9 protein-coding genes are annotated in these 21,775 nt (G+C 63.3%); all 9 read left to right on the plus strand.

Going from position 1 to position 21,775, the window contains the following annotated elements:
* Nucleotides 1-55: 55 nt before the first annotated feature.
* Nucleotides 56-1,828, plus strand: a complete 1,773-nt coding sequence (locus DFS13_RS08540) for a methyl-accepting chemotaxis protein (RefSeq protein ID WP_058901432.1) — start codon at nucleotides 56-58, stop codon at nucleotides 1,826-1,828.
* A gap of 551 nt (nucleotides 1,829-2,379) precedes the next feature.
* Nucleotides 2,380-4,302, plus strand: a complete 1,923-nt coding sequence (locus DFS13_RS08550) for a PrkA family serine protein kinase (RefSeq protein ID WP_006483964.1) — start codon at nucleotides 2,380-2,382, stop codon at nucleotides 4,300-4,302.
* A gap of 125 nt (nucleotides 4,303-4,427) precedes the next feature.
* The gene (locus tag DFS13_RS08555; protein WP_006483957.1) at nucleotides 4,428-5,696 is read left to right on the plus strand and encodes a YeaH/YhbH family protein; all 1,269 of its coding nucleotides are present in this window, start codon (nucleotides 4,428-4,430) and stop codon (nucleotides 5,694-5,696) included.
* The gene (locus DFS13_RS08560) at nucleotides 5,693-7,372 is read left to right on the plus strand and encodes a SpoVR family protein (protein WP_006483958.1); all 1,680 of its coding nucleotides are present in this window, start codon (nucleotides 5,693-5,695) and stop codon (nucleotides 7,370-7,372) included. The genes DFS13_RS08555 and DFS13_RS08560 overlap by 4 nt, the downstream gene beginning before the upstream one ends.
* A 232-nt stretch (nucleotides 7,373-7,604) precedes the next feature.
* Entirely contained in the window at nucleotides 7,605-8,909 is a 1,305-nt protein-coding gene (locus DFS13_RS08565; protein ID WP_006483959.1) for an MFS family transporter, read from the plus strand.
* A gap of 457 nt (nucleotides 8,910-9,366) precedes the next feature.
* Nucleotides 9,367-10,182, plus strand: a complete 816-nt coding sequence (locus DFS13_RS08570; RefSeq protein ID WP_111441625.1) for an ABC transporter substrate-binding protein — start codon at nucleotides 9,367-9,369, stop codon at nucleotides 10,180-10,182.
* Nucleotides 10,183-10,276: 94 nt separating this feature from the next.
* Complete coding sequence (locus DFS13_RS08575; RefSeq protein ID WP_006483961.1) at nucleotides 10,277-10,999, plus strand: amino acid ABC transporter permease; 723 nt, start codon at nucleotides 10,277-10,279, stop codon at nucleotides 10,997-10,999.
* A gap of 2 nt (nucleotides 11,000-11,001) precedes the next feature.
* Nucleotides 11,002-11,727 (plus strand): amino acid ABC transporter permease, encoded by a 726-nt coding sequence (locus DFS13_RS08580; RefSeq protein ID WP_060211526.1) that lies wholly within the window; start codon nucleotides 11,002-11,004, stop codon nucleotides 11,725-11,727.
* Nucleotides 11,728-12,076: 349 nt separating this feature from the next.
* Nucleotides 12,077-21,775, plus strand: coding sequence for a hemagglutinin repeat-containing protein (locus DFS13_RS08585; protein WP_111441626.1), 9,699 nt, complete (start codon nucleotides 12,077-12,079; stop codon nucleotides 21,773-21,775).

Consider the following 21,775-nt stretch of genomic DNA (forward strand, 5'->3'; position numbering starts at 1 on the left):
ATGCTTCGAGCCAACGGGCCTGGCCCGTTCATGACGACGCAACACAGGATGGATGATGGTGTTCAGGAACCTGACGATTCGTGCGCGCATCGGTTTGACGATGGCGTTTCTGGCGGTACTGCTGGGTATCACCGGCGTGCTCGGTCTGTACGGGATGACGCGTTCGAACGATTCGACGCGCGAAATTTTCACGAACCAGATGCCGAGCGCGGTCAACGTGGCGGTCTCGGAAATGTTCGCCGCGCGCGAGCGTCTCGCACTCGACCGGGCGGCGCTGCTGGCCGGCACGCCCGACTCGGCGGCGGCCGTCGAGCGCAGCCGCGCGATGCGCGTGCAGTCCGACGCGTGGTGGCAGAAATACCTGGCGCTGCCGCGCGGCGCGGACGAGGACCGGCTCGCCCAGGAGGTCGCCGCCCGGCGCAAGGTGCTGCAGGACAGCTGCGACGCGTTCGGGAGTGCGGTCGCGGCCGGCGATCACGACCGGATCGGCGAGGGCGCGAAGCAGCTCCAGGCGCGCTATAACGAGCTGGCCGTGGCCGGCGAAGCGTTGCGCACCTTCCAGTTCACCGATGCGCAGGCGCGCTTCGACCGGGCGGAATCGGTATTCGAGACGATGCGCGCGCTGTCGATCGTCGTGCTGCTGGCCGGCATCGGCGCCGCGGTGCTGTCGTGGCTGACGCTGAGCCGCGCGATCGGACGCCCGATCGCCGACGCGCTGGCGCATTTCGACGCGATCTCCGCGGGCGACCTGCGCCGGCCGATCGTCGTCGACCGGCGCGACGAGATGGGCCAGTTGCTGGAAGGCCTCGCGCGGATGCAGCGCGGGCTCGTCGACACGGTGCGCACCGTGCGCGGCGGCAGCGAGTCGATCGCGACCGCGGCCCGCCAGATCGCCGCCGGCAACATCGACCTGTCGTCGCGTACCGAGGAGCAGGCGGCGGCGCTGCAGGAAACCGCATCGAGCATGGAGCAGCTGACCGGCACCGTGAAGCAGAATGCGGACAATGCGCGCCAGGCAAGCTCGCTGGCCGCGAACGCGTCCGAGATTGCAAACAAGGGCAATACGGTGGTCGGCCAGGTGGTCGGCACGATGGGCGAAATCAACGACAGCTCGGCGAAAATCGCGGACATCATCGCGATCATCGAGGGAATCGCGTTCCAGACCAACATTCTTGCGCTGAATGCGGCCGTCGAAGCCGCGCGGGCGGGCGAGGAAGGCCGCGGCTTCGCGGTCGTCGCGGGCGAAGTGCGCAGCCTCGCGCAGCGTTCGTCGAGCGCGGCGAAGGAAATCAAGGCGCTGATCGACGCGTCGGTGGAACGTATCCGGACCGGCTCGACGCTGGTCGACGAAGCCGGGCGCACGATGAGCGACGTGATCGGCGCGGTCCAGCGCGTGACGGACATCATGGGCGAGATCGCGGCGGCGTCCGAGGAGCAGAGCGGCGGGATCGACCAGGTGGCGCGTGCGGTCGCGCAAATGGACGAGGTCACGCAGCAGAACGCCGCGCTCGTCGAGGAAGCCGCGGCTGCCGCGCAATCGCTCGACGAACAGGCGGCGCGCCTGCGCGAAACGGCGGCGGTATTCCAGCTCGACGACGAAACGGCGCGCGCGGGCACCGCCGTCGCGGTTGCGGCGCGTCATGCGCCGCGCGCGGCTGCCGCGCCGGTCGCGGCGCCTGCACCGGCTGCCGCGCGCGTCGAACGCGACGCCGCGCCGAAACGCGCGCCTGCCGCGATGCCGGCGCGCCAGCCTGTCGCCGCATCGGCCGCGCCCGCGCCCGCACAGGCTGCCGCGACCGCCGGCGGCGACGACTGGGAGACGTTCTGATCGGCGCGCGCCGTGTATCTATCCCCATTTGGTGACGAACGACGCCCGCGATCAGCGGGCGTCGTCGTTTCCGCAACGGACGAAATGTGACAGCGCGGACGATCGATCGTGCGTCGTCGCGTGCAGTGCGCGTCGCCGGTCGACGGAGACGCAGGAACGCGCTGCGTGCACGTCATGTTCCCGCGCTCGTCGTACGGGTATGTCCGTAAGGGACTGCGAAAAAAATTTGTAACGGTGCGCGCGGCGTGTCATCGCACGCGACTGCTCGAACGTATAGGGATGAAGGGGAGAAGTGGCGACGTCGGCGGTGTCCAACGCACGAGACGTTTCGATGTTCGACGAGACGCGGCGGATGCAGTTTCTGCGGCTCGGGAGATCAATTGTAAAACGGCGAAATGCGTTGTCCAAGCGGTGTTGTCGAGAATGACGAACTTCATACGAAGAGTTCGTGAAAAAAAATAAGAAAGGGTTTAGGATGAATTCGAACGCGCTTGCTTCTGCGCAGTCATACGAAGGCAGGCACGTCTTCAGACTCAGGCGAGGGAGGTAGCATGGATATTTACAGCAGCTTCGCGAACCGCTTCGAAAAAACGCGAGAGGAAGAGCTCTCGCTGGAGGAGTATCTCGCGCTCTGCAAGAACGATCCATCCGCGTACGCGACGGCTGGTGAACGCATGCTGGAAGCAATCGGGGAACCTGAACAGATCGATACCCGCAACGACCCGCGCTTGTCGCGGATCTTCGCGAACAAGGTCATCAAGGTGTATCCGGCATTCCGTGAGTTCTACGGAATGGAGGAGGTGATCGAGCAGGTGGTCGCGTATTTCCGCCACGCTGCGCAAGGCCTTGAAGAGAAGAAGCAGATCCTCTATCTGCTGGGCCCGGTGGGCGGCGGCAAGTCGTCGATCGCCGAGCGCCTGAAGCAACTGATGGAGCGCGTGCCGTTCTATTCGCTGAAGGGCTCGCCCGTCAACGAATCGCCGCTCGGGCTGTTCGACTACGACGAGGATGGTCCGATCCTCGAGGAACAGTACGGCATTCCGCGCCGCTACCTGAAAAGCATCCTGAGTCCGTGGGCCGTCAAGCGCCTGCACGAATACAACGGCGACATCCGCCAGTTCCGCGTGGTGCGCCGCTATCCGTCGATCCTGCGGCAGGTCGGCATCGCGAAGACCGAGCCGGGCGACGAGAACAATCAGGACATCTCGTCGCTGGTCGGCAAGGTCGATATCCGCAAGCTCGAACAGTATGCGCAGGACGATGCCGACGCCTACAGCTACTCGGGCGGCCTGTGTCTCGCGAACCAGGGCCTGCTCGAATTCGTCGAAATGTTCAAGGCGCCGATCAAGGTGCTGCACCCGCTGCTGACCGCCACGCAGGAAGGCAACTTCAAGGGTACCGAAGGTTTCGGCGCGATTCCGTTCGACGGCGTGATTCTCGCGCACTCGAACGAGTCGGAATGGAAGGCGTTCCGCAACAACCGCAACAACGAGGCGTTGCTCGACCGGATCTTCGTCGTGAAGGTGCCGTACTGCCTGCGCGTGTCGGAAGAGATCAAGATCTACGAGAAGCTGATCCGCAACTCGTCGCTGGCCGAGGCCGTGTGCGCACCGGGCACGCTGAAGATGATGTCGCAGTTCTCGGTGCTGTCGCGGCTGCACGAGCCGGAGAATTCGAGCCTGTTCTCGAAGATGCAGGTGTACGACGGCGAAAACCTGAAGGACACCGATCCGAAGGCGAAGTCGTACCAGGAGTATCGCGACTACGCGGGCGTGGACGAAGGGATGACCGGCGTGTCGACCCGCTTCGCGTTCAAGATCCTGTCGCGCGTGTTCAACTTCGATACGAGTGAGGTCGCGGCGAACCCCGTGCACCTGATGTACGTGCTCGAACAGCAGATCGAGCGCGAGCAGTTCCCGCCGGAAACGGAGCAGAAGTACCTGTCGTTCGTGAAGGACGTGCTCGCGTCGCGCTACGCGGAGTTCATCGGCAAGGAGATCCAGACCGCGTATCTCGAGTCGTATTCGGAATACGGCCAGAACATCTTCGATCGCTACGTCACGTATGCGGACTTCTGGATCCAGGATCAGGAATTCCGCGATCACGATACCGGCGAGAGCTTCGACCGCGCCGCGCTGAACGCGGAGCTGGAGAAGATCGAGAAGCCGGCCGGGATCAGCAATCCGAAGGATTTCCGCAACGAGATCGTGAACTTCGTGTTGCGCGCCCGGGCGGCGAACGCCGGCAAGAACCCCGTGTGGACGAGCTACGAAAAGTTGCGCGTCGTGATCGAGAAGAAGATGTTCTCGAACACCGAGGAACTGTTGCCGGTGATTTCATTCAACGCCAAGGGTTCGGCGGAGGAGCAGCGCAAGCATGAGGACTTTGTGAACCGGATGGTCGCGAAGGGCTATACGCCGAAGCAGGTGAGGCTGCTTTGCGACTGGTACCTGCGCGTGCGCAAGTCGTCATGACGCGCGCGGTACCGTGCCCGTACGGCGAGTCCGTACGGGCGCTTTCAGAGACGCCGCCCGCATGACGGCAGACGGCATGTGCGGCGAGCGTCCCGGCGTATCGACTTTCGAGCGGGAGACCGGGAGTGCTTCATCAAATCATCGACCGCAGGCTGGCCGGCAAGAACAAGAGCATCGCCAATCGCGAACGCTTTTTGCGTCGCGTCAAGAACTACATTCGTCGTGCCGTGTCCGACGCGGTGCGCGACCGTAGCATCAAGGATATCCAGAGCACGCAGAGCATCACGATCCCGCGCAAGGACATCGCGGAGCCGAATTTCCGGCACGCGCCGGGCGGGCGTCGCGAGTACGTGCACCCCGGCAACGAGGACTACGTGCGCGGCGACAAGATCCCGCGTCCGCAGGGCGGCTCGGGTGGCGGAGGCAGTCAGGCGAGCAACGAGGGCGAAGGGCAGGACGACTTCGTGTTCGAGCTGTCGCGCGACGAGTTCATGCAGTACTTCTTCGACGACCTCGAACTGCCGCGCCTCGTGAAGACGCACCTGCTGACGGTGCCGAGCTGGAAGAACGTGCGCGCGGGCTGGTCGGCGGAAGGCACGCCGAACAACATCGACGTCGTGCGTTCGCTGCGCAGCGCGCTCGGCCGGCGCATCGCGCTCGGCTCGCCGCTCGTCAACGAGCTGCGCGAGCTCGAGGCGCAGCTCGAAGCGCTGAAGAACGACCCCGAAGACCGCCGCGCCGAAATCGCGACGCTCGAGGCCGAGATCCATCATCTGAAAGGGCGCATCTGGCGGATTCCGTTCATCGATCCGTTCGACCTGCGCTACATCAATCGCGTGAAGCAGCCGCAACCGTCGAGCCAGGCCGTGATGTTCTGCCTGATGGACGTATCCGGCTCGATGGACGAGCAGCGCAAGGATCTCGCGAAGCGCTTCTTCATCCTGCTGTACTTGTTCCTCAAGCGCAACTACGAGCGCATCGAGGTGGTGTTCATTCGCCACCACACGCGCGCCGAGGAAGTCGACGAGGACACCTTCTTCCATTCGACCGAAAGCGGCGGCACCGTCGTGTCGAGCGCGCTCGAACTGATGCGCAAGGTGATGAGCGAGCGCTACTCGCCGACCGAGTGGAACATCTACGGCGCGCAGGCGTCCGACGGCGACAACTGGACTGACGATTCGCCCAAGTGTCGCAAAATCCTGGAAGAGGATATCCTCACTCAGACGCGTTACTTCGCGTATATCCAGGTCGCGCCGGAAGAGCAGAATCTGTGGCTGGAATACGCGCAACTGGCCCTGTCGCAACCGCATCTCGCGATGAAAAAAGTGGAATCGGCTGCGGACATTTACCCGGTGTTTCGCGAATTGTTCGAAAAGCAGGTGGAAATGTCATGACGACCCGCCATCTGCACAACGAGTCGCGCGGCTACGAGCCGCGCCCTTCCGGCGACGACACGGCCGGTCCTGCCGCACCGCAGCAACATGGGCAGGCCGAACCGTCGCCGCCGGCCGCCGACTTGCCCGGTTCCGGGCAAAAGGAAGCGCGTATGAACGTTGCCGAACGCAAGCCGCTGCCGTGTCCGTCCGACTGGACGTTCGAATTGCTCGAGGAATACGACACGCACATCTCGCAGGTCGCCGAACAATACGAGCTCGACATCTACCCGATCCAGCTCGAACTGATCAGCGCCGAGCAGATGATGGATGCGTATGCGTCGGTCGGGATGCCCGTCAACTACCGTCACTGGTCGTTCGGCAAGCACTTTCTCGCGACCGAGAAGAGCTATCGTCGCGGCCAGATGGGCCTCGCCTACGAAATCGTCATCAATTCGAACCCGTGCATCGCATATCTGATGGAAGAGAACACGATGACGATGCAGGCGCTCGTCATCGCGCACGCGGCGTACGGGCACAACTCGTTCTTCAAGGGCAATTACCTGTTCCGCCTGTGGACCGACGCGCACGCGATCATCGACTACCTCGTGTATGCGAAGAACTACGTCGCAGAATGCGAGGAGCGCTATGGCCTCGATCGCGTCGAGGAACTGCTCGACTCGTGCCATGCGCTGATGAATTACGGCGTCGACCGCTACAAGCGGCCGCAGAAACCGTCGCTGTCGAAGGAAGCGGCGCTGCGGCGCGAGCGCGAGGCGTACCTGCAGTCGCAGGTGAACGAACTGTGGCGCACGCTGCCGGGCAAGAAGCCCGAGCTCACGGAGGAGCAGGAGGACCGCTATCCGCCCGAGCCGCAGGAGAACCTGCTGTATTTCGCGGAGAAGAATGCGCCGCTGCTCGAACCGTGGGAGCGGGAAGTGATCCGCATCGTGCGCAAGATCGGCCAGTATTTCTATCCGCAACGACAGACGCAGGTGATGAACGAAGGCTGGGCGACGTTCTGGCACTACACGCTGCTCAATACGCTGTACAACCAGGGGAAGCTGGAAGACGGCTTCATGATGGAGTTCCTGCACTCGCACAGCAACGTGGTCTACCAGCCGCCCGTCACGAAGCCGTACTACAGCGGGATCAACCCGTATGCGCTCGGTTTCTCGATGATGAGCGACATCCGCCGGATCTGCGAAGCGCCGACGGAGGAAGACTACAAGTGGTTTCCGGAGATCGCGGGCACGCCGTGGCTGCCGGCGATGCACTACGCGATGCGCAACTTCAAGGACGAGAGCTTCATCGCGCAGTACCTGTCGCCGAACCTGATCCGCGAGATGCGGCTCTTCTCGGTGCTCGACGACGACATGCGCGATTCGCTCGAGGTATCGGCGATCCACGACGATTCCGGCTACCAGTACGTGCGGCAGGCGTTGTCTCGGCAGTACGACATCCATCACCGCGAGCCGAACATCCAGGTGTGGGCCGTCAACACGCGCGGCGACCGCAGCCTCACGTTGCGCCACTTCATGACCGACAACCGCCATCTGTCGAACGACAGCGACGAAGTGCTCAAGCACATGGCGCGGCTCTGGCAGTTCGACGTGTACCTGGAGAGCGTCGACGAGGCCGGCACCGTGCGCAAGCGCTACGAGTGCCGCTACGTGCCGCCGGAAGTGCGCGTGTGATCGTCGCGTCGACAATGTTTGCATCGGACGCCAGCCTGCGGGCTGGCGTTTTCATATGACGAATGCGTGGCGGGAGAAAAATTTTCTACATCCGGACGAACCCGGAGCGCTTGTTACTTTACATTTCGCTAAAATCCCGTAGCGCCGTGCGCCGGAACCGGTGCCACGTGCGACCGCACGCGGCGGCCCCGGCCGTCTCGCCCAGAAAGCACTAAAAGGAACAGACCAACCCATGGACGTCCAGACCGACCAAGCTGCGCTGTCCGCGCATGACACCCGGCGACGCGTGTTCGCCATCGTCGGCGCCTCATCGGGCAACCTCGTCGAATGGTTCGACTTCTACATCTACTCGTTCTGCGCGCTGTACTTCGCGCCGGCGTTCTTCCCGAGCGGCAACACGACGACGCAGCTGCTGAACACGGCCGGCGTGTTCGCGGCCGGCTTCCTGATGCGTCCGATCGGCGGCTGGCTGTTCGGCCGCATCGCCGACCGTCACGGCCGTCGCGCGGCGATGATGATCTCGGTGCTGATGATGTGCGGCGGGTCGCTCGTGATCGCGGTGCTGCCGACCTATGCGCAGATCGGCGCGCTCGCGCCGGCGCTGCTGCTGGTCGCGCGCCTGTTCCAGGGCCTGTCGGTGGGCGGCGAGTACGGGACGAGCGCGACCTACATGAGTGAAGTGGCGCTGAAGGGCCGTCGCGGCTTCTTCGCGTCGTTCCAGTACGTGACGCTAATCGGCGGCCAGCTGTGCGCGCTGCTGGTGCTCGTGATCCTGCAGCAGACGCTGTCGGCCGGCGAGCTGAAAGCGTGGGGCTGGCGCATTCCGTTCGTGGTCGGCGCGGCGGCCGCGCTGATCTCGCTGTACCTGCGCAAGTCGCTCGACGAGACGTCGACGAGCGCATCGCGCGACAAGAAGGACGCGGGCACGATCCGCGGCGTGTGGCAGCACAAGGGGGCGTTCTTCACGGTGGTCGGCTTCACGGCCGGCGGCTCGCTGATCTTCTACACGTTCACGACGTACATGCAGAAGTACCTCGTGAACACGGCCGGCATGCACGCGAAGACGGCCAGCAACGTGATGACCGTCGCGCTGCTCGTCTACATGCTGATGCAGCCGGTGTTCGGCGCGCTGTCGGACAAGATCGGCCGCCGCACGTCGATGATCCTGTTCGGTGCATTCGCGGTGATCGGCACGGTGCCGCTGATGCATGCGCTGAAGGGCGTGACGAGCCCGGTGGCCGCGTTCGTGCTGATCACGGTGGCGCTGGCGATCGTCAGCTTCTACACGTCGATCAGCGGCCTGATCAAGGCCGAGATGTTCCCGCCGGAGGTGCGCGCGATGGGCGTCGGCCTGTCGTACGCGGTGGCGAACGCGATCTTCGGCGGCTCGGCCGAGTACGTCGCGCTGTGGTTCAAGTCGATCGGCAGCGAGGAAACGTTCTACTGGTACGTGACCGCACTGTGCGCGATCTCGCTGATCGTGTCGTGGCGGATGCGCGATCCGAGCAAGGAAGGGTATCTGCGTCACGAGCCGTGATCGGCCGCGCGTCGCGCGTACTCGCATCATGACGAACGTCCCGCCGGTTGGCGGGACGTTTTTTTTGCGACGAGCAATCGCGCATGTGACGGCACCCGCGGCTCGACAGGCCAGGTGCCGGCATGAACGCGCCGCGTCATATCGATATGGAAATCGATTCGTTGTCCGTGGCGGCCGATTTCCTTAATCTGACTGCGTAGTTCGTGTGACACCTCCTTGACTGGGATTCGCGCCCGCTGCGTGCAGCGGGCGTCTTTTTTTGCGCGGCGGCAATGCGTGCCCGCAGCCCGTCTGCTTCATCACGAAACCCGCAGAGCAAAGCACCATTTGTTGGTTCGGATTCGCCGCACGCGCTGATACGTTAGCGGCTTCGCGACGACACACTCCGTCGCGATGTTCTTCGAACCGTGCCGCCGCGCGATCCGCGGCGGCCTCCATAACAAATCAGGTCGTGCTCATGAAAATCAACACGCTCGCTACGTGGCTCATCGGAGTCGCGCTCGTTACCGCAGGCACCGTCGCCCATGCGGACCGTCTCGACGACATCAAGAAGGCCGGGGTGCTGCGCGTCGCGACGTTCGACAGCAATCCGCCGTTCGGCTATGTCGACGCGAAAAGCAATCACATCGTCGGTCTCGACGTCGATTACGCGAAGGCGCTCGCCGACAAGCTCGGCGTGAAGCTGCAGCTGCAACCGACCAACCCCGCGAACCGCATCCCGTTCCTGACGTCCGGCAAGGTCGACCTCGTGCTCGCGAACTTCACGATCACCGACGAGCGTGCGAAGCAGGTCGACTTCAGCATCCCGTATTTCTCGTCGGGCCAGCAATTTCTCGCGAAGAAGGGCGTGCTGAAATCGGCCGACCAATTGAACGGCCTGCGCGTCGGCGCCGACAAGGGTACGACCAACGAAATCACGCTGCGCGAGAAATTCCCGAAGGTGACGATCGTCGCGTACGACGACACGCCGTTCGCGTTCGCCGCGTTGCGCGCCGGCAACGTGCAGGCCATCACGCAGGACGGCCCGAAGCTGATCGGCCTGCTCGCGAACGTGCCCGACAAGCAGAACTACGAGATCCCGGCGTTCACGATCTCGAACGACTACATGGGCGTCGGCGTGCCGAAGGGCGAGACGCGCCTGCTCGGCTTCGTCAACGACACGCTGAAGGGGCTCGAGGCGAACGGCCGCGCGACGCAGATCTACGACGCATGGTTCGGGCCGACGACGAAAACGCCGCTCACGCGCATTTTCCGGATCGGCGACAAGACCTGACCGCTGCCGCACGCGCGCCGCGTTTGGCCGGAACCTCGGCCGCGCGGCGCTTTTCGTTTTCATCCGACCGCGCGCGTCGTGCGCGCTCCCCAGCATGCTCGGGTTGGCTCCCAAATATCTGTCCTGGCTCTGGCAGGGTTTCCTGCTGACACTCGGCCTCGCGGCCGCGTCGGCCGTCGCCGCGACCGTCGGCGGGTTGCTGCTCGCCGTGATGCGGCATGCGCGCGGCAGGGCGCCGCGCACGGTCGCTGCCGCGTACGTCGTCGCGTTCCGCAACACGCCGCTGCTCGTGCAGTTGCTGTTCTGGTATTTCGGCGTCGCGTCGTTGCTGCCCGATACGTGGATCGCGTGGCTCAATGCGCGCCATGCGGTGAGCGTGGGCCCGGTCACGCTCGCGTGGCCGTCCTTCGAATTCGTGGCGGGCTGGGTCGGGTTGAGCGCCTATACGGCTGCCTTCGTCGCCGAGGAATGCGAAGCCGGTTTGCGCGGCGTGCGGCGCGCGCAACACGACGCGGCGGCCGCGCTCGGCCTCACGCCGATGCAGTCGCTGCGCTACGTGGTGCTGCCGCAGGCCGTGCGCATCGCGCTGCCGCCGCTGTTCGGCCAATACATGAATCTCGTGAAGAACTCGTCGCTCGCGATGGCGATCGGCGTGGCCGAGCTGTCGTATGCGTCGCGGCAGGTCGAGACGGAGACGTTCCAGACCTTCGCCGCGTTCGGTGTCGCGACCGTGCTGTACGTCGCGGCGGTGGCCGCGATCGAGGCCGGCGCGTATGCGGCCACGCAATGGCGCGACCGGCTCGGAGCGGGACGCTGACGATGGATCTTTCGCTGTTGCTCTCGAATCTGCCGTACCTGTTGGTCGGCGCGTTTCCGGACGGCCCGCTCGGCGGCGCCGCATTGTCGCTGGTGCTGGCGCTCGCGTCCGCAGTCGCGTCGGCCGTGCTCGGCGTGGCACTCGGCGTCGCGATGGCGCTCGCGCGCGGCCCGGCGCGCATGCTGCTGCTCGCGGTCATCGGCTTCTTCCGCGCGATTCCGGTGCTGATGCTGATCTTCTGGACGTATTTCCTGATGCCCGTGCTGCTGCACATGGACGTGCCAGGGCTCGCGACGGTCGTGTGCGCGCTGGCGCTGATCGGTGGCGCGTATCTCGCGCATGCGGTGCATGCGGGGATCGTTGCGGCGGGCGACGGGCAATGGCAGGCCGGGCTGTCGCTCGGGCTCACGCGCTGGCAGACGGTGCGCTACGTGCTGCTGCCGCAGGCGATCCGGATCATGACGCCGTCGTTCGTCAACCAGTGGGTCGCGCTCGTGAAGGACACGTCGCTCGCGTATATCGTTGGCGTGCCGGAACTGTCGTTCGTCGCGACGCAGGTGAACAACCGGCTGATGGTGTATCCGGCGCCGATCTTCCTGTTCGTCGCGCTGATCTATCTGGTGCTGTGCACGTCGCTCGATGGCGCGGCGCGCTGGCTGCTGTCGCGCCGCCCGAGGGCGCGGAGCGTCGAGGATACGGCGGTCGAACAGGTCAAATCCCTGCGATAACGTAACCCCTATAAGTAGTTGAAAGAAATCTGATTACGGGGCGCGTGCCGATTCAACCTGGCAATTCTGTCAGGGATTTTTTTGAGATGATGCGTGAGATAAGATTCGCGCAGATTGCGATTAACAATACCGTCGATATTTGCAGTCGGCGGAGTATGTCGTTATCCAAAATATCAAGATAGTCGGATTGGCGTGGCAGTCATTGAGCGACGTATCGAGTTGTTTCGTCCGTCGTATCTCGGCAACGATTGACACTCTTTGACGCTGCCTTTTCACGGTTTCAATTAGATTGCTGCGATGTTCGAGGCCGTGAGGGCGGATCGAACGAAAATCGCGAGTAGACCAAGGTATGAATAAAAACCATTATCGGCTGGTGTTCAGCCGCGTGCACGGTATGTTGGTCGCAGCGGAAGAAACGGCCAGCTCGGCGGGGAAAGCAAGCGCAGGTGAAACGCGGCGTACCCTCAATCGCAGCGGTGTGCAGGTAGTGACGCAGTTCGCGTTGCGGCTTGCCGCATTCGGCGCGCTGATTGCCGCAGGCGCGATACCGCTGTGGGCGCACGCACAAATCGTCGGTGCGGGGCCGAATGCACCATCGGTAATCCAGACGCCCAACGGCCTGCCGCAAGTGAATATCAACAAGCCGGGCGGCGCTGGCGTTTCGCTGAACACCTACAACCAGTTTGACGTGTCGCATGCTGGCGCGATCCTGAACAACTCGCCGACGATCGTCAACACGCAGCAAGCGGGCTATATCAACGGAAACCCAAACCTGGGTGCGGGGCAGACGGCGCGCATCATCGTCAACCAGGTCAACAGCACGGCGGCCAGTCAGATCAAGGGGTATGTGGAGATCGCGGGCAGCCGCGCGGAGATCGTGCTGGCCAACCCCGCCGGTATCGTCGTGGACGGTGGCGGGTTCATCAATACCTCGCGGGCGCTCCTGACAACGGGCGTGCCGCAGTTTGGCGCGGACGGATCGCTGACGGGCTTCAATGTCAATCGTGGCCTTGTAACCGTGCAAGGTGCGGGCCTCGATACTTCGAGTGTCGATCAGACTGACATCATCGCTCGCGCTGTCCAGGCTAATGCCGCGATCTATGCGAAGAATCTCAATGTAATTGCCGGTACGAACCAGGTTAATCACGATACGCTTGTCGCGACACAGATCGCCGGTGACGGTCCTGCCCCTGCTGTCGCGATTGACGTGGCTCAGTTAGGCGGCATGTATGCCAACAGGGTCTTTTTGGTTGGCAACTCCGCAGGCGTGGGTGTCGCGAACGCCGGGACGATCGCCGCGCAGGCAGGCGATCTGACGTTGCAATCGAACGGCCGGCTCGTGCTTACCGGCAAGACCACGGCAAGCGGCGATATGGCGCTGTCGGCCGCGGGCGGCATCCAGAATACCGGCACCACGTATGCCCAGCAGTCGTTGTCGGCCAGCACAAGTGCCGATCTCACGAATAGCGGCACGCTCGCGGCGCAGCAAAATACGACGGTGAACGCCGGGAGCATCAATTCGACCGGCACGCTCGGCGCGGGCGTGAACAACGACGGCTCCGTCGCACACAGTGGCGACCTCAACCTGACGGCGTCGGGCCAACTGACCGCGACCGGCCAGAATGTGGCGGGCGGCAATGCGTCGCTGACGGGTGCCCGCGTGAATCTCGCCGGCAGCCAGACCGCCGCGAACGGCAATCTGTCGCTGAACGCGACGGCCGGCGACGTGAACCTGTCGAACGCGACGACGAGCGCACAAGGCGCCATTCAGGCGAACGCATCGGGCACCGTGATCAACGATCACGGCAGCCTGTCGAGCGGCGGCGGTACGACGGTGACCGGCGGTAACCTGTCGAACCAGGGTGGCAAGGTATCGTCACAAGGCCCGCTGGCGGTGAATGTCGCCGGCCAAATCGCCAACCAGTCCGGCGAACTGGTATCCGAAAGCACGGCGGACGTGCGGGGCGGTGCCATCGCGAACAACCAGGGCACCCTTCAAAGTACGGCTGGCATGACGGTGGCCGGCACGTCGCTGGACAACACGGCGGGTCGGATCACGTCGCTCAACGGCGATGGTCTGTCGGTGACGACGAGCGGTCAATTGACCAATGCGGCGGGTACTACCGCGAACGGTGCACAAGGCGGCGTAATCGGCGGCAACGGCGATGTGTCGGTCCAAGGCGCAAACGTTGTCAATCGCGGCGCGATCACGTCCAACACGAATCTGCGGGTATCGGGCCAGTCGATCGACAACGGTGGCGGCTCGCTGCAGGCTGCGCAAAAGGTGGCTGTCGATGCGGGCGCGCGCCTGATCAACAACGGCGGCTCGATCGTCGGCCAGACAGCCGCGCTGACTGGCACGACCCTCGACAATAGCGCGGGTGCCGTGCAGGCCAACCAGGTGTCGTTGAACGCGACCGACCTCGTGAATCACGGCGGCACGATCACGCAGACCGGCGCGGGCGCGATGAGCGTGAACGTGTCGGGCACGCTCGACAACTCGAATGGCGGCACGCTGCAAACCAATAGTACTGACCTGACGCTTGCGCTTGCCGTGCTCGTCAACGATGGCGGGACGATCACGCATGCGGGCAACGGCACGCTGACGCTTGGCGGCGGTACGGGTTCGGTGTCGAACGTCGGTGGCGCGATCGCCAGCAACGGGCGCGTCGTCGCGCAAACCGGCACGCTGAACAACACGGCGGGCTCGATCAACGCGCAGAACGGACTGACGGCAACCGTCGGCGGCACGCTGAACAACGCGAACGGCAAGCTGTTGTCGAACACGGATCTCAGCGTCGCGAGCGGTACGCTGGCGAACGACGGCGGCCAGATCGGCGCGAGCACGAACGCGACGATCCACACGGACTCGATGACGAACCAGGGCGGTTCGATCGTCGGGCCGAACCTGTCGGTTACCGCCAATTCGACGCTGGACAACAGCGGCGGCAAGCTCGAGGCCAATCAGCTTGCGCTGGCGGCCGCGAACCTCGTGAACCACGGCGGTACGATCACGCAGTACGGATCGTCGGCGATGGGGATGAACGTCAGCGGCACGCTCGACAACTCGGCGGCTGGCGTGATCCAGACCAATGCCACGGACCTGACGCTCACGCCGGCCGAGCTGAACAACGCAGGCGGCACCATTACGCATGCCGGCACCGGCACGCTGACGATTGCGCCGGGCAATGGAGTCAGCGCGCTGAACAACGCGTCGGGCACCATCGTGACGAAGGGGCAAGCGATCGTCAACGCGGCCGCCTGGAACAACGCAAGCGGTATTCTTGCCGCGCAGCGCGGCATCAACGCCACGATCGCGGGTGACGTGAACAACGCACAGGGTCTGCTGCGATCTGACGCATCGCTGTCGTTGAAGAACGGCGGTGCGCTGTCGAACCGAGGCGGCCACATCCAGGCAGGGCAATCGGTTGCGGGCGACACCAGCACGCTCGCCGTTCAATCGGCCTCGATCGACAACGCGGACGGCGCGATTGTCGACCTCGGTGCCGGCAAGATGACGGTGCAAGGCGGCAGCCAGATCGCCAACAGCCACGCCGGCGGCGTAGCGGGCATGGGCGCGATTACCGGCAACGGCGATGTGACGGTCAGCGCAGCGTCGATCAGCAACACGCAGGGCGGTCAGCTCAGCGGCGCATCGCTTCATGTTCAAGGCAGCGCCTTGGACAACAGCGGCGGCACGATCGGCAACGTCACGAATTCGAACGGCGACGTGGACGTCACGACGATCGGCGCGATCACCAATACGAACGGCCAGATCAGCTCGACGCACGACCTGTCGGTCGCGGCGGCCACGCTGCGGGGCGGCGGCACCTACAGCGCAACGCACGATGCCAACGTGAGCCTGCAGGGCGATTACACGGCGGCATCCGATACGCAGTTCAACGTCGGTCACGATCTCGCCTTCACGTTGCCCGGCACCTTCACGAACAACGCGAACCTGCAGTCGGTCAACAACCTGAGCGTGCACGCAGGCAACATCATCAACGTGGGCGCCTTGACTGCCGGCGGCCTGCTGCACACGCAATCGATCAATCTGACGAATACGGGTGCGCTCGTGGGCGCCAGTGCCTCGCTCAACGCGACGAACACGATCTCGAACCTCGGGCCGACCGCGCTGATCGGTGCATCGGACAACAACGGCACGCTCGAAATCCTCGCGCGCGACATCGAAAACCGTGACGACACGACCGCGACCGATTCGATGGCGACGACCGCCATCTTCGGGGTGGGCAAAGTCGTACTGGGAGGCGGCAAGGACGCGAGCGGCAACTACACGAACGCGGGACTCGTCAACAACGTATCGGCGTTGATCCAGTCCGGCAGCGACATGAAGCTGCATGCGGACAAGGTGACGAGCACGCGCCGCGTGATGAAGACGTCCACCAGTCAGATCGATCCGGCATTGCTCGCGCAGTTCGGCATCAGCATGTCCGGATGCGTGGCGGTCCACATGGAAGCCTGCGCGGGTCGGGACGTGGGTGGGGTCGACCTTCGCGACCCCGCAGTACGTGAACTTTTTCTGGATTTCGTGGGCGGGGTGCCGACCGATCCGCCGCATGGCGGGCAGTGGAACAGCAACTACCAGAAGACGACCTACTACGCGGACAGCGCGACGGCAACGACGGTAACGGACATCAGCCCGGCCGCGCAGATCGTGTCGGGCGGCAGGATCGATGCGTCGTCGGTCGGCACGCTGCAAAACTACTGGAGCAACATCGCGGCGGTCGGCGACATCGACATGCCGGCCCACTACGACGCCGCTGGCTGGGCGGCATCCGGCCAGAAACTGCCGGGCGTGACGGTCTCGTACTCGGGGCAATATCACTACAACAACTACGACAACACCGAACACGACTGGCAACTGCCGTTCGGCAATGCGCCATTCGTGACCGGGCATCCGGGTGGCTACACGCAGGCGGCACCCGCGTCGATCAAGGATTACACGCTGCCGGGCTATTTTTCGACGATGAGTTCGAACGGCACGATTTCCGGCACGGGCGTCAGCGTCAGCAACACGGCGGCCAACGCATCGATTCCGTCGCTCGGCTTGCTGCCGGGACAGTCGGTGCCGGGTCTCACACCGACCAATTTGAGCGGTAACGCGAGCGGCGCGAAATCGGGTGCATCGTCCGTGCACGGCGGTCCGCCGGCGCCGGTCGATCCGATCATCGACAGCGCGACGGCGCTGAACGTGCTGAACAACCTCACGATTCCGCAGGGCGGGTTGTACCGGCCGACTACCGCGCCGAATGCGAACTACGTGATCGAGACGAACCCGGCGTTCACGAACCAGAAGAACTTCATTTCGAGCGATTACTTCTTCGGCCAGCTCGGCATCGATCTCACGCATATTCCGAAGCGTCTTGGCGACGGCTTCTATGAACAGCAGTTGGTGCGCAATCAGGTGACGGCGCTCACCGGCAAGGCGGTGCTGGGACCGTACGCGGATCTGCAGACGATGTACCAGTCGTTGATGACGGCGGGTGCGGATTTGTCGAAGTCGCTCGATCTGCCGATGGGCGCGAGCCTGTCGGCGGAGCAGGTGTCGAAGCTGACCGGCAACGTGATCATGATGGAAACGCGCGTGATCGACGGCCAGTCGGTGCTCGTGCCGGTCGTGTATCTCGCCAAGGCCAGCCAGCAGAATGTCAACGGCCCGTTGATCAGCGCGACGAACATCGATTTCCAGAACGCGCAGTCGTTCACGAACAGCGGCACGATCAAGGCGGACAACACGCTGGCGATTCAGGGCAAGCAGATCGACAACGCGTTCGGCGCGCTGCAAAGCGGTGGGCTGATGTCGCTGAAGACCGAGAACAACATCGACCTGACGTCGGCGAGCGTCAAGGCGGGCAGTCTGCAGCTGGACGCCGGGAAAGACCTGATTCTCGATACGGCGACGAAGACGAACACGCGCGTGAGCCGGGACGGTGCGACAAGCGTGGTCACCACGCTCGAGCCGACCGCGAAGCTGGATGTCGCGGGCAATGCGTCGATCGTCACCGGCGGTAACTTCCAGCAGAACGCGGGCAATCTGTCGGTTGGTGGCAATCTCGGGATGAACGTCGGCGGCAACTGGGATCTCGGTGCGGTGCAGACGGGCGAGCACAAGATCGTGCAGCGGGCGAACGGCGTGTCGAATACCGACATCAACAAGGTCACCGGTAGCTCGGTGACGGTCGGGGGGCAGTCGAGCATCGGCGTCGGCGGAGACCTGACGGCCAAGGGCGCGCAGATCGACCTCGGCCAGGGCGGGACGATCGCGGCCAAGGGCAACGTGACGCTCGGCGCGGCGAGCACGACATCGACGGTGAACAGCAACAGTTCGGGCAGCGATAGTCACGGCAGCTACGCGGATAGGCTGCACACGTCCGATCAGGCGCTCACAGGCACCACGCTCAGGGGAGGCGACACGGTGAACATCGTGTCGGGCAAGGACATGACGCTGTCCGGCAGCGCAATCAGCCTCGACAAGGGCAACGCGAACCTGCTGGCGGCTGGCGACGTGAATGTCGGCGCGGCAACAGAAACGCACGTGCTGAATTCGCACGAAACGCATAGCCACAGCAATGTGGTGAGCGGCGTGAAAGTTGCGAGCGGGATCGATCAGACCGCGATCTATAGCCAGGGCAGCACGATTTCGGCGGATGGCGTGACCGTTACGAGCGGTCGGGACATCAACGTGACGGGCAGTAATATCGTCGGCACAAGCGATGTGTCGCTGTCTGCCGCGCGGGACGTGAACATCAAGACTTCGCAGGATACGATCCGATCGTCGACCTATTTCGACAAGAAGGAAACCGGCCTCATGTCGAACGGCGGCTTGTCGGTATCCGTGGGCTCACGTTCGAACTCCGACAAGCAGCAGTCTTCATCCGTGACGAACAACGGCAGTGCGATCGGCGCGCTGAACGGCAACCTGACCGTGCGTGCGGGTAACGATCTGCACGCGACCGGAAGCATCCTGCATGCGGGCAATGACGTGAATCTGGCCGGCAAGACCGTGAAGATCGATGCCGCGACGGATACATCCAGCTTCGCCGAGCAACAGCAGTTCCGTCAGGCCGGCGTGACGGTGGGGGTCACGAATCCGGTGGTCGCGGCGGTACAGACTGGTCGGCAGATGGCGAACGCGGCACAAAGCGTAAGTGGCGATCCACGCTTGATCGCGCTGGCAGCGGCTACGACGGGTCTTGCGGCGAAGAACACCTATGACTCGCTGAAGCAGATGGGCGGGGATCCGGTGAAAGCCGCGACAAGCGTCGGGATCAACGTATCGGTCGGCGCGAGCAAGAGCGACAGCCAGATGCAGGCTCAGTCGAGCACGGCGGTGGGGAGTACCGTCTCGGCTGGCCGCAACGTAACGATTGCGGCCGCTGGCGCTGGCAAGGACAGCAATGTCGACGTGATCGGCAGCACGATTTCGGCAGGCAACAACGCGAAGTTGGCGGCCGAAGGCAACGTGAATCTGCAGGCTGCGGAAAACACGAGCAGCCAGCACGGTACGAACAGCGGATCGAGCGCCTCGGTGGGGGTGTCGTTCACCGTTGGCGACAAGTCGGGGATAGCCTTCACGGCGGGCGTTGCCGGCAATCGAGGCAACGCGGATGGAGATTCGTCGACGTGGACGAATACGCACGTGACCGCGGGCAACCAGCTTGCAATCCAGTCGGGCGGCGATACGAATCTGAAGGGCGCGGTCGTGTCAGGCAAACAGGTGGTTGCCGATGTCGGCGGTAACCTGAACATCGAGAGCCTGCAGGACAAGGATCACTACGATTCGAAGCAGCAAAGCGCCGGTATTTCGGCGAGCGTGTGTGCGCCGCCGCTTTGCGCCGGGAAGTCGAGCGTGGCCGGCAGCGTCGGCCAGACCAAGATGAACAGCGATTACGCAAGCGTGATCGAGCAATCGGGGATCAAGGCGGGTGATGGCGGCTTCCAGATCGACGTGAAGGGCAATACTGATCTCAAGGGCGGTGTGATCGCGAGCAGCGACAAGGCCGTGCAGGACAACCTGAACAAACTGACGACCGGCACCCTTACCCATAGCGACATCGAGAACCACGCATCGTACGACGCATCGTCGGTCGGGCTCTCGGGTGGCTATGGTGGCACCATCGGCAAGGATCAGAAAGGTACAGCGGATAACGTGAATCCGGTGCCTGGGACCAGTGTGCCGAGTAAGGGCGGGGTATCAGTTGCGCCACCGGTGGTGATGGGCGCATCGGGTGATGCGAGCTCGACCACAAAGAGCGGTGTGAGCGGTGGTACGGTCACGATTACTGATGGCGCGAAGCAGCAGCAACTGACAGGCGAAACTGCCGCCGAAGCGGTAGCGAACATCAATCGCGACACGTCGAACACGAGCAGCGCGCTCGCGCCGATCTTCGACAAGGACAAGATTCAGGCCGGGTTCGACATCACGAGTCAGTTTATCAATCAGGTCGGAACCTTCGTCGACAATCGATTGAAGGAAGCGGACGCGGCACAGGCTGCCGCCAAGAATCCAAATTTGACGCCCGAGCAACGATTGCAGGCGCAGCAGCAGGCCGACCAGTTGACGGCGGAATGGGGCCCAGGCGGTACGTACAGGCAAGTGCTGTCCGCACTGACCGCAGCTGCGGGCGGCAACGTGACCGGTGGCGCCGGCCAGTTTGCGCAGGCCGGCGTGGTGAATTACCTGCAGCAGCAAGGCGCGTCGTACATCGGCAAGCTGGTCGAAAATGGCACGGTGACGGAAGGTAGCCCGCTGCATGCTGCGCTGCACGCGATTGTTGGATGTGCAGGTGCGGCCGCTAGCAGCCAAAGCTGCGGCGCCGGCGCGATGGGCGCGGCGGCATCCAGTCTGCTGACGAATCTGTTTGCGCCGCCGACTCCTGACATGACGGAGCAGGAGAAGGAGGCGAAACAGAATCTGATTTCGTCCATCGTGGCCGGCGTGGCGGCTGAATCCGGGGTGGGCGGCGCCTCGGGCGCGGCCACGACAACGACCAGTGCTACCGCGGCCGCGCAGAACAATTGGCTTGCGACTGAACAGAAGGTGCAGGCGCAGAAGGAGTTGATGGCCTGTACGAATCTGATGTGCGCTGTTCAGACAACAGGAAAGTGGGCAACAGTATCGTCAGTACAGGATGCCGCGACGCTGGCCGGATTTGGCAAGGGGCTTGCGCAGGCAGGCTGGAACGACGTTCGTGGGTTGGCGGAATTCCTGAGTGACCCGGTGACCGGGCTGAAAGGGATGTATGACTTGATCAACAGCAAGGAGATGCGCGACCAGCTTGGACAGGCCGTCGTTGACAACCTGAATACCAAGATCGGAGAGATTCAGACCGCGCTGCGCGTCGGCGGGACTGATCAGGCGCTGCAACTCGGTCAAAATATCGGTGAACTGACCTGGCAGGTCGGTTCAGTGGTGGCCGGTGTGAGCGGTGCGGTTAAAGCTGGAATTGGTCTTGCCAAAATTGGCATCAACGTTGGTCGCGATGTGCTTGATAGCATGGAGCTTGCCAGTCGCACGAGTGCAGTTACGGACGGGCGGGCTTTGGGAGCGCTGGATGGTGCTGGTGGTGCCGCAGAAATCCCGAAGAAAATTCCATATCAACCAAATGGGACGGTTGTGTTGCAAGGGGAGGCCCCTGTATGCGGTCCTGCTTGCGCAGCAATGGTTATTTCAGATCGAACAGGTAATTCAGTAAGTCTTGAAAGTGTTATTGGGAGCTTCGAAAATGGAATTCGGCCGACTGGCGTTAATGCGTCGGAACTGTCAAATGTAATATCTAAGGCTGGCGTGGAAAATACTGTTGAGACGGTGATGATGCCAGGGCAATTGAGCTCCAATCTTTCAAAAGGGCAGGTGGTTATAGTTAATATAAGGGGGCATTTCATAATCGTCGACAGTGAGGTTAGTGTAAATGGTGTTTCATACTATATGACAAGAGACCCATATATTGGTCCTAGAGGCGTGTTGGCTAGCGCGCTGAATTCGGCCATGTCGAATGGGGTAAACGCAATTGTGATAGGGCGATAA

This window comes from Burkholderia sp. 28_3 (assembly GCF_003253915.1).
GTDB classification, from domain to species: domain Bacteria; phylum Pseudomonadota; class Gammaproteobacteria; order Burkholderiales; family Burkholderiaceae; genus Burkholderia; species Burkholderia cenocepacia.

Bases quoted from the DNA above. Each gene is read 5' to 3' on its own strand.
- DFS13_RS08540 (WP_058901432.1), top strand. From the start codon at position 56: ATGGTGTTCAGGAACCTGACGATTCGTGCGCGCATCGGTTTGACGATG.
- DFS13_RS08550 (WP_006483964.1), top strand. From the start codon at position 2,380: ATGGATATTTACAGCAGCTTCGCGAACCGCTTCGAAAAAACGCGAGAG.
- DFS13_RS08560 (WP_006483958.1), top strand. From the start codon at position 5,693: ATGACGACCCGCCATCTGCACAACGAGTCGCGCGGCTACGAGCCGCGC.
- DFS13_RS08565 (WP_006483959.1), top strand. From the start codon at position 7,605: ATGGACGTCCAGACCGACCAAGCTGCGCTGTCCGCGCATGACACCCGG.
- DFS13_RS08570 (WP_111441625.1), top strand. From the start codon at position 9,367: ATGAAAATCAACACGCTCGCTACGTGGCTCATCGGAGTCGCGCTCGTT.
- DFS13_RS08575 (WP_006483961.1), top strand. From the start codon at position 10,277: ATGCTCGGGTTGGCTCCCAAATATCTGTCCTGGCTCTGGCAGGGTTTC.
- DFS13_RS08580 (WP_060211526.1), top strand. From the start codon at position 11,002: ATGGATCTTTCGCTGTTGCTCTCGAATCTGCCGTACCTGTTGGTCGGC.
- DFS13_RS08585 (WP_111441626.1), top strand. From the start codon at position 12,077: ATGAATAAAAACCATTATCGGCTGGTGTTCAGCCGCGTGCACGGTATG.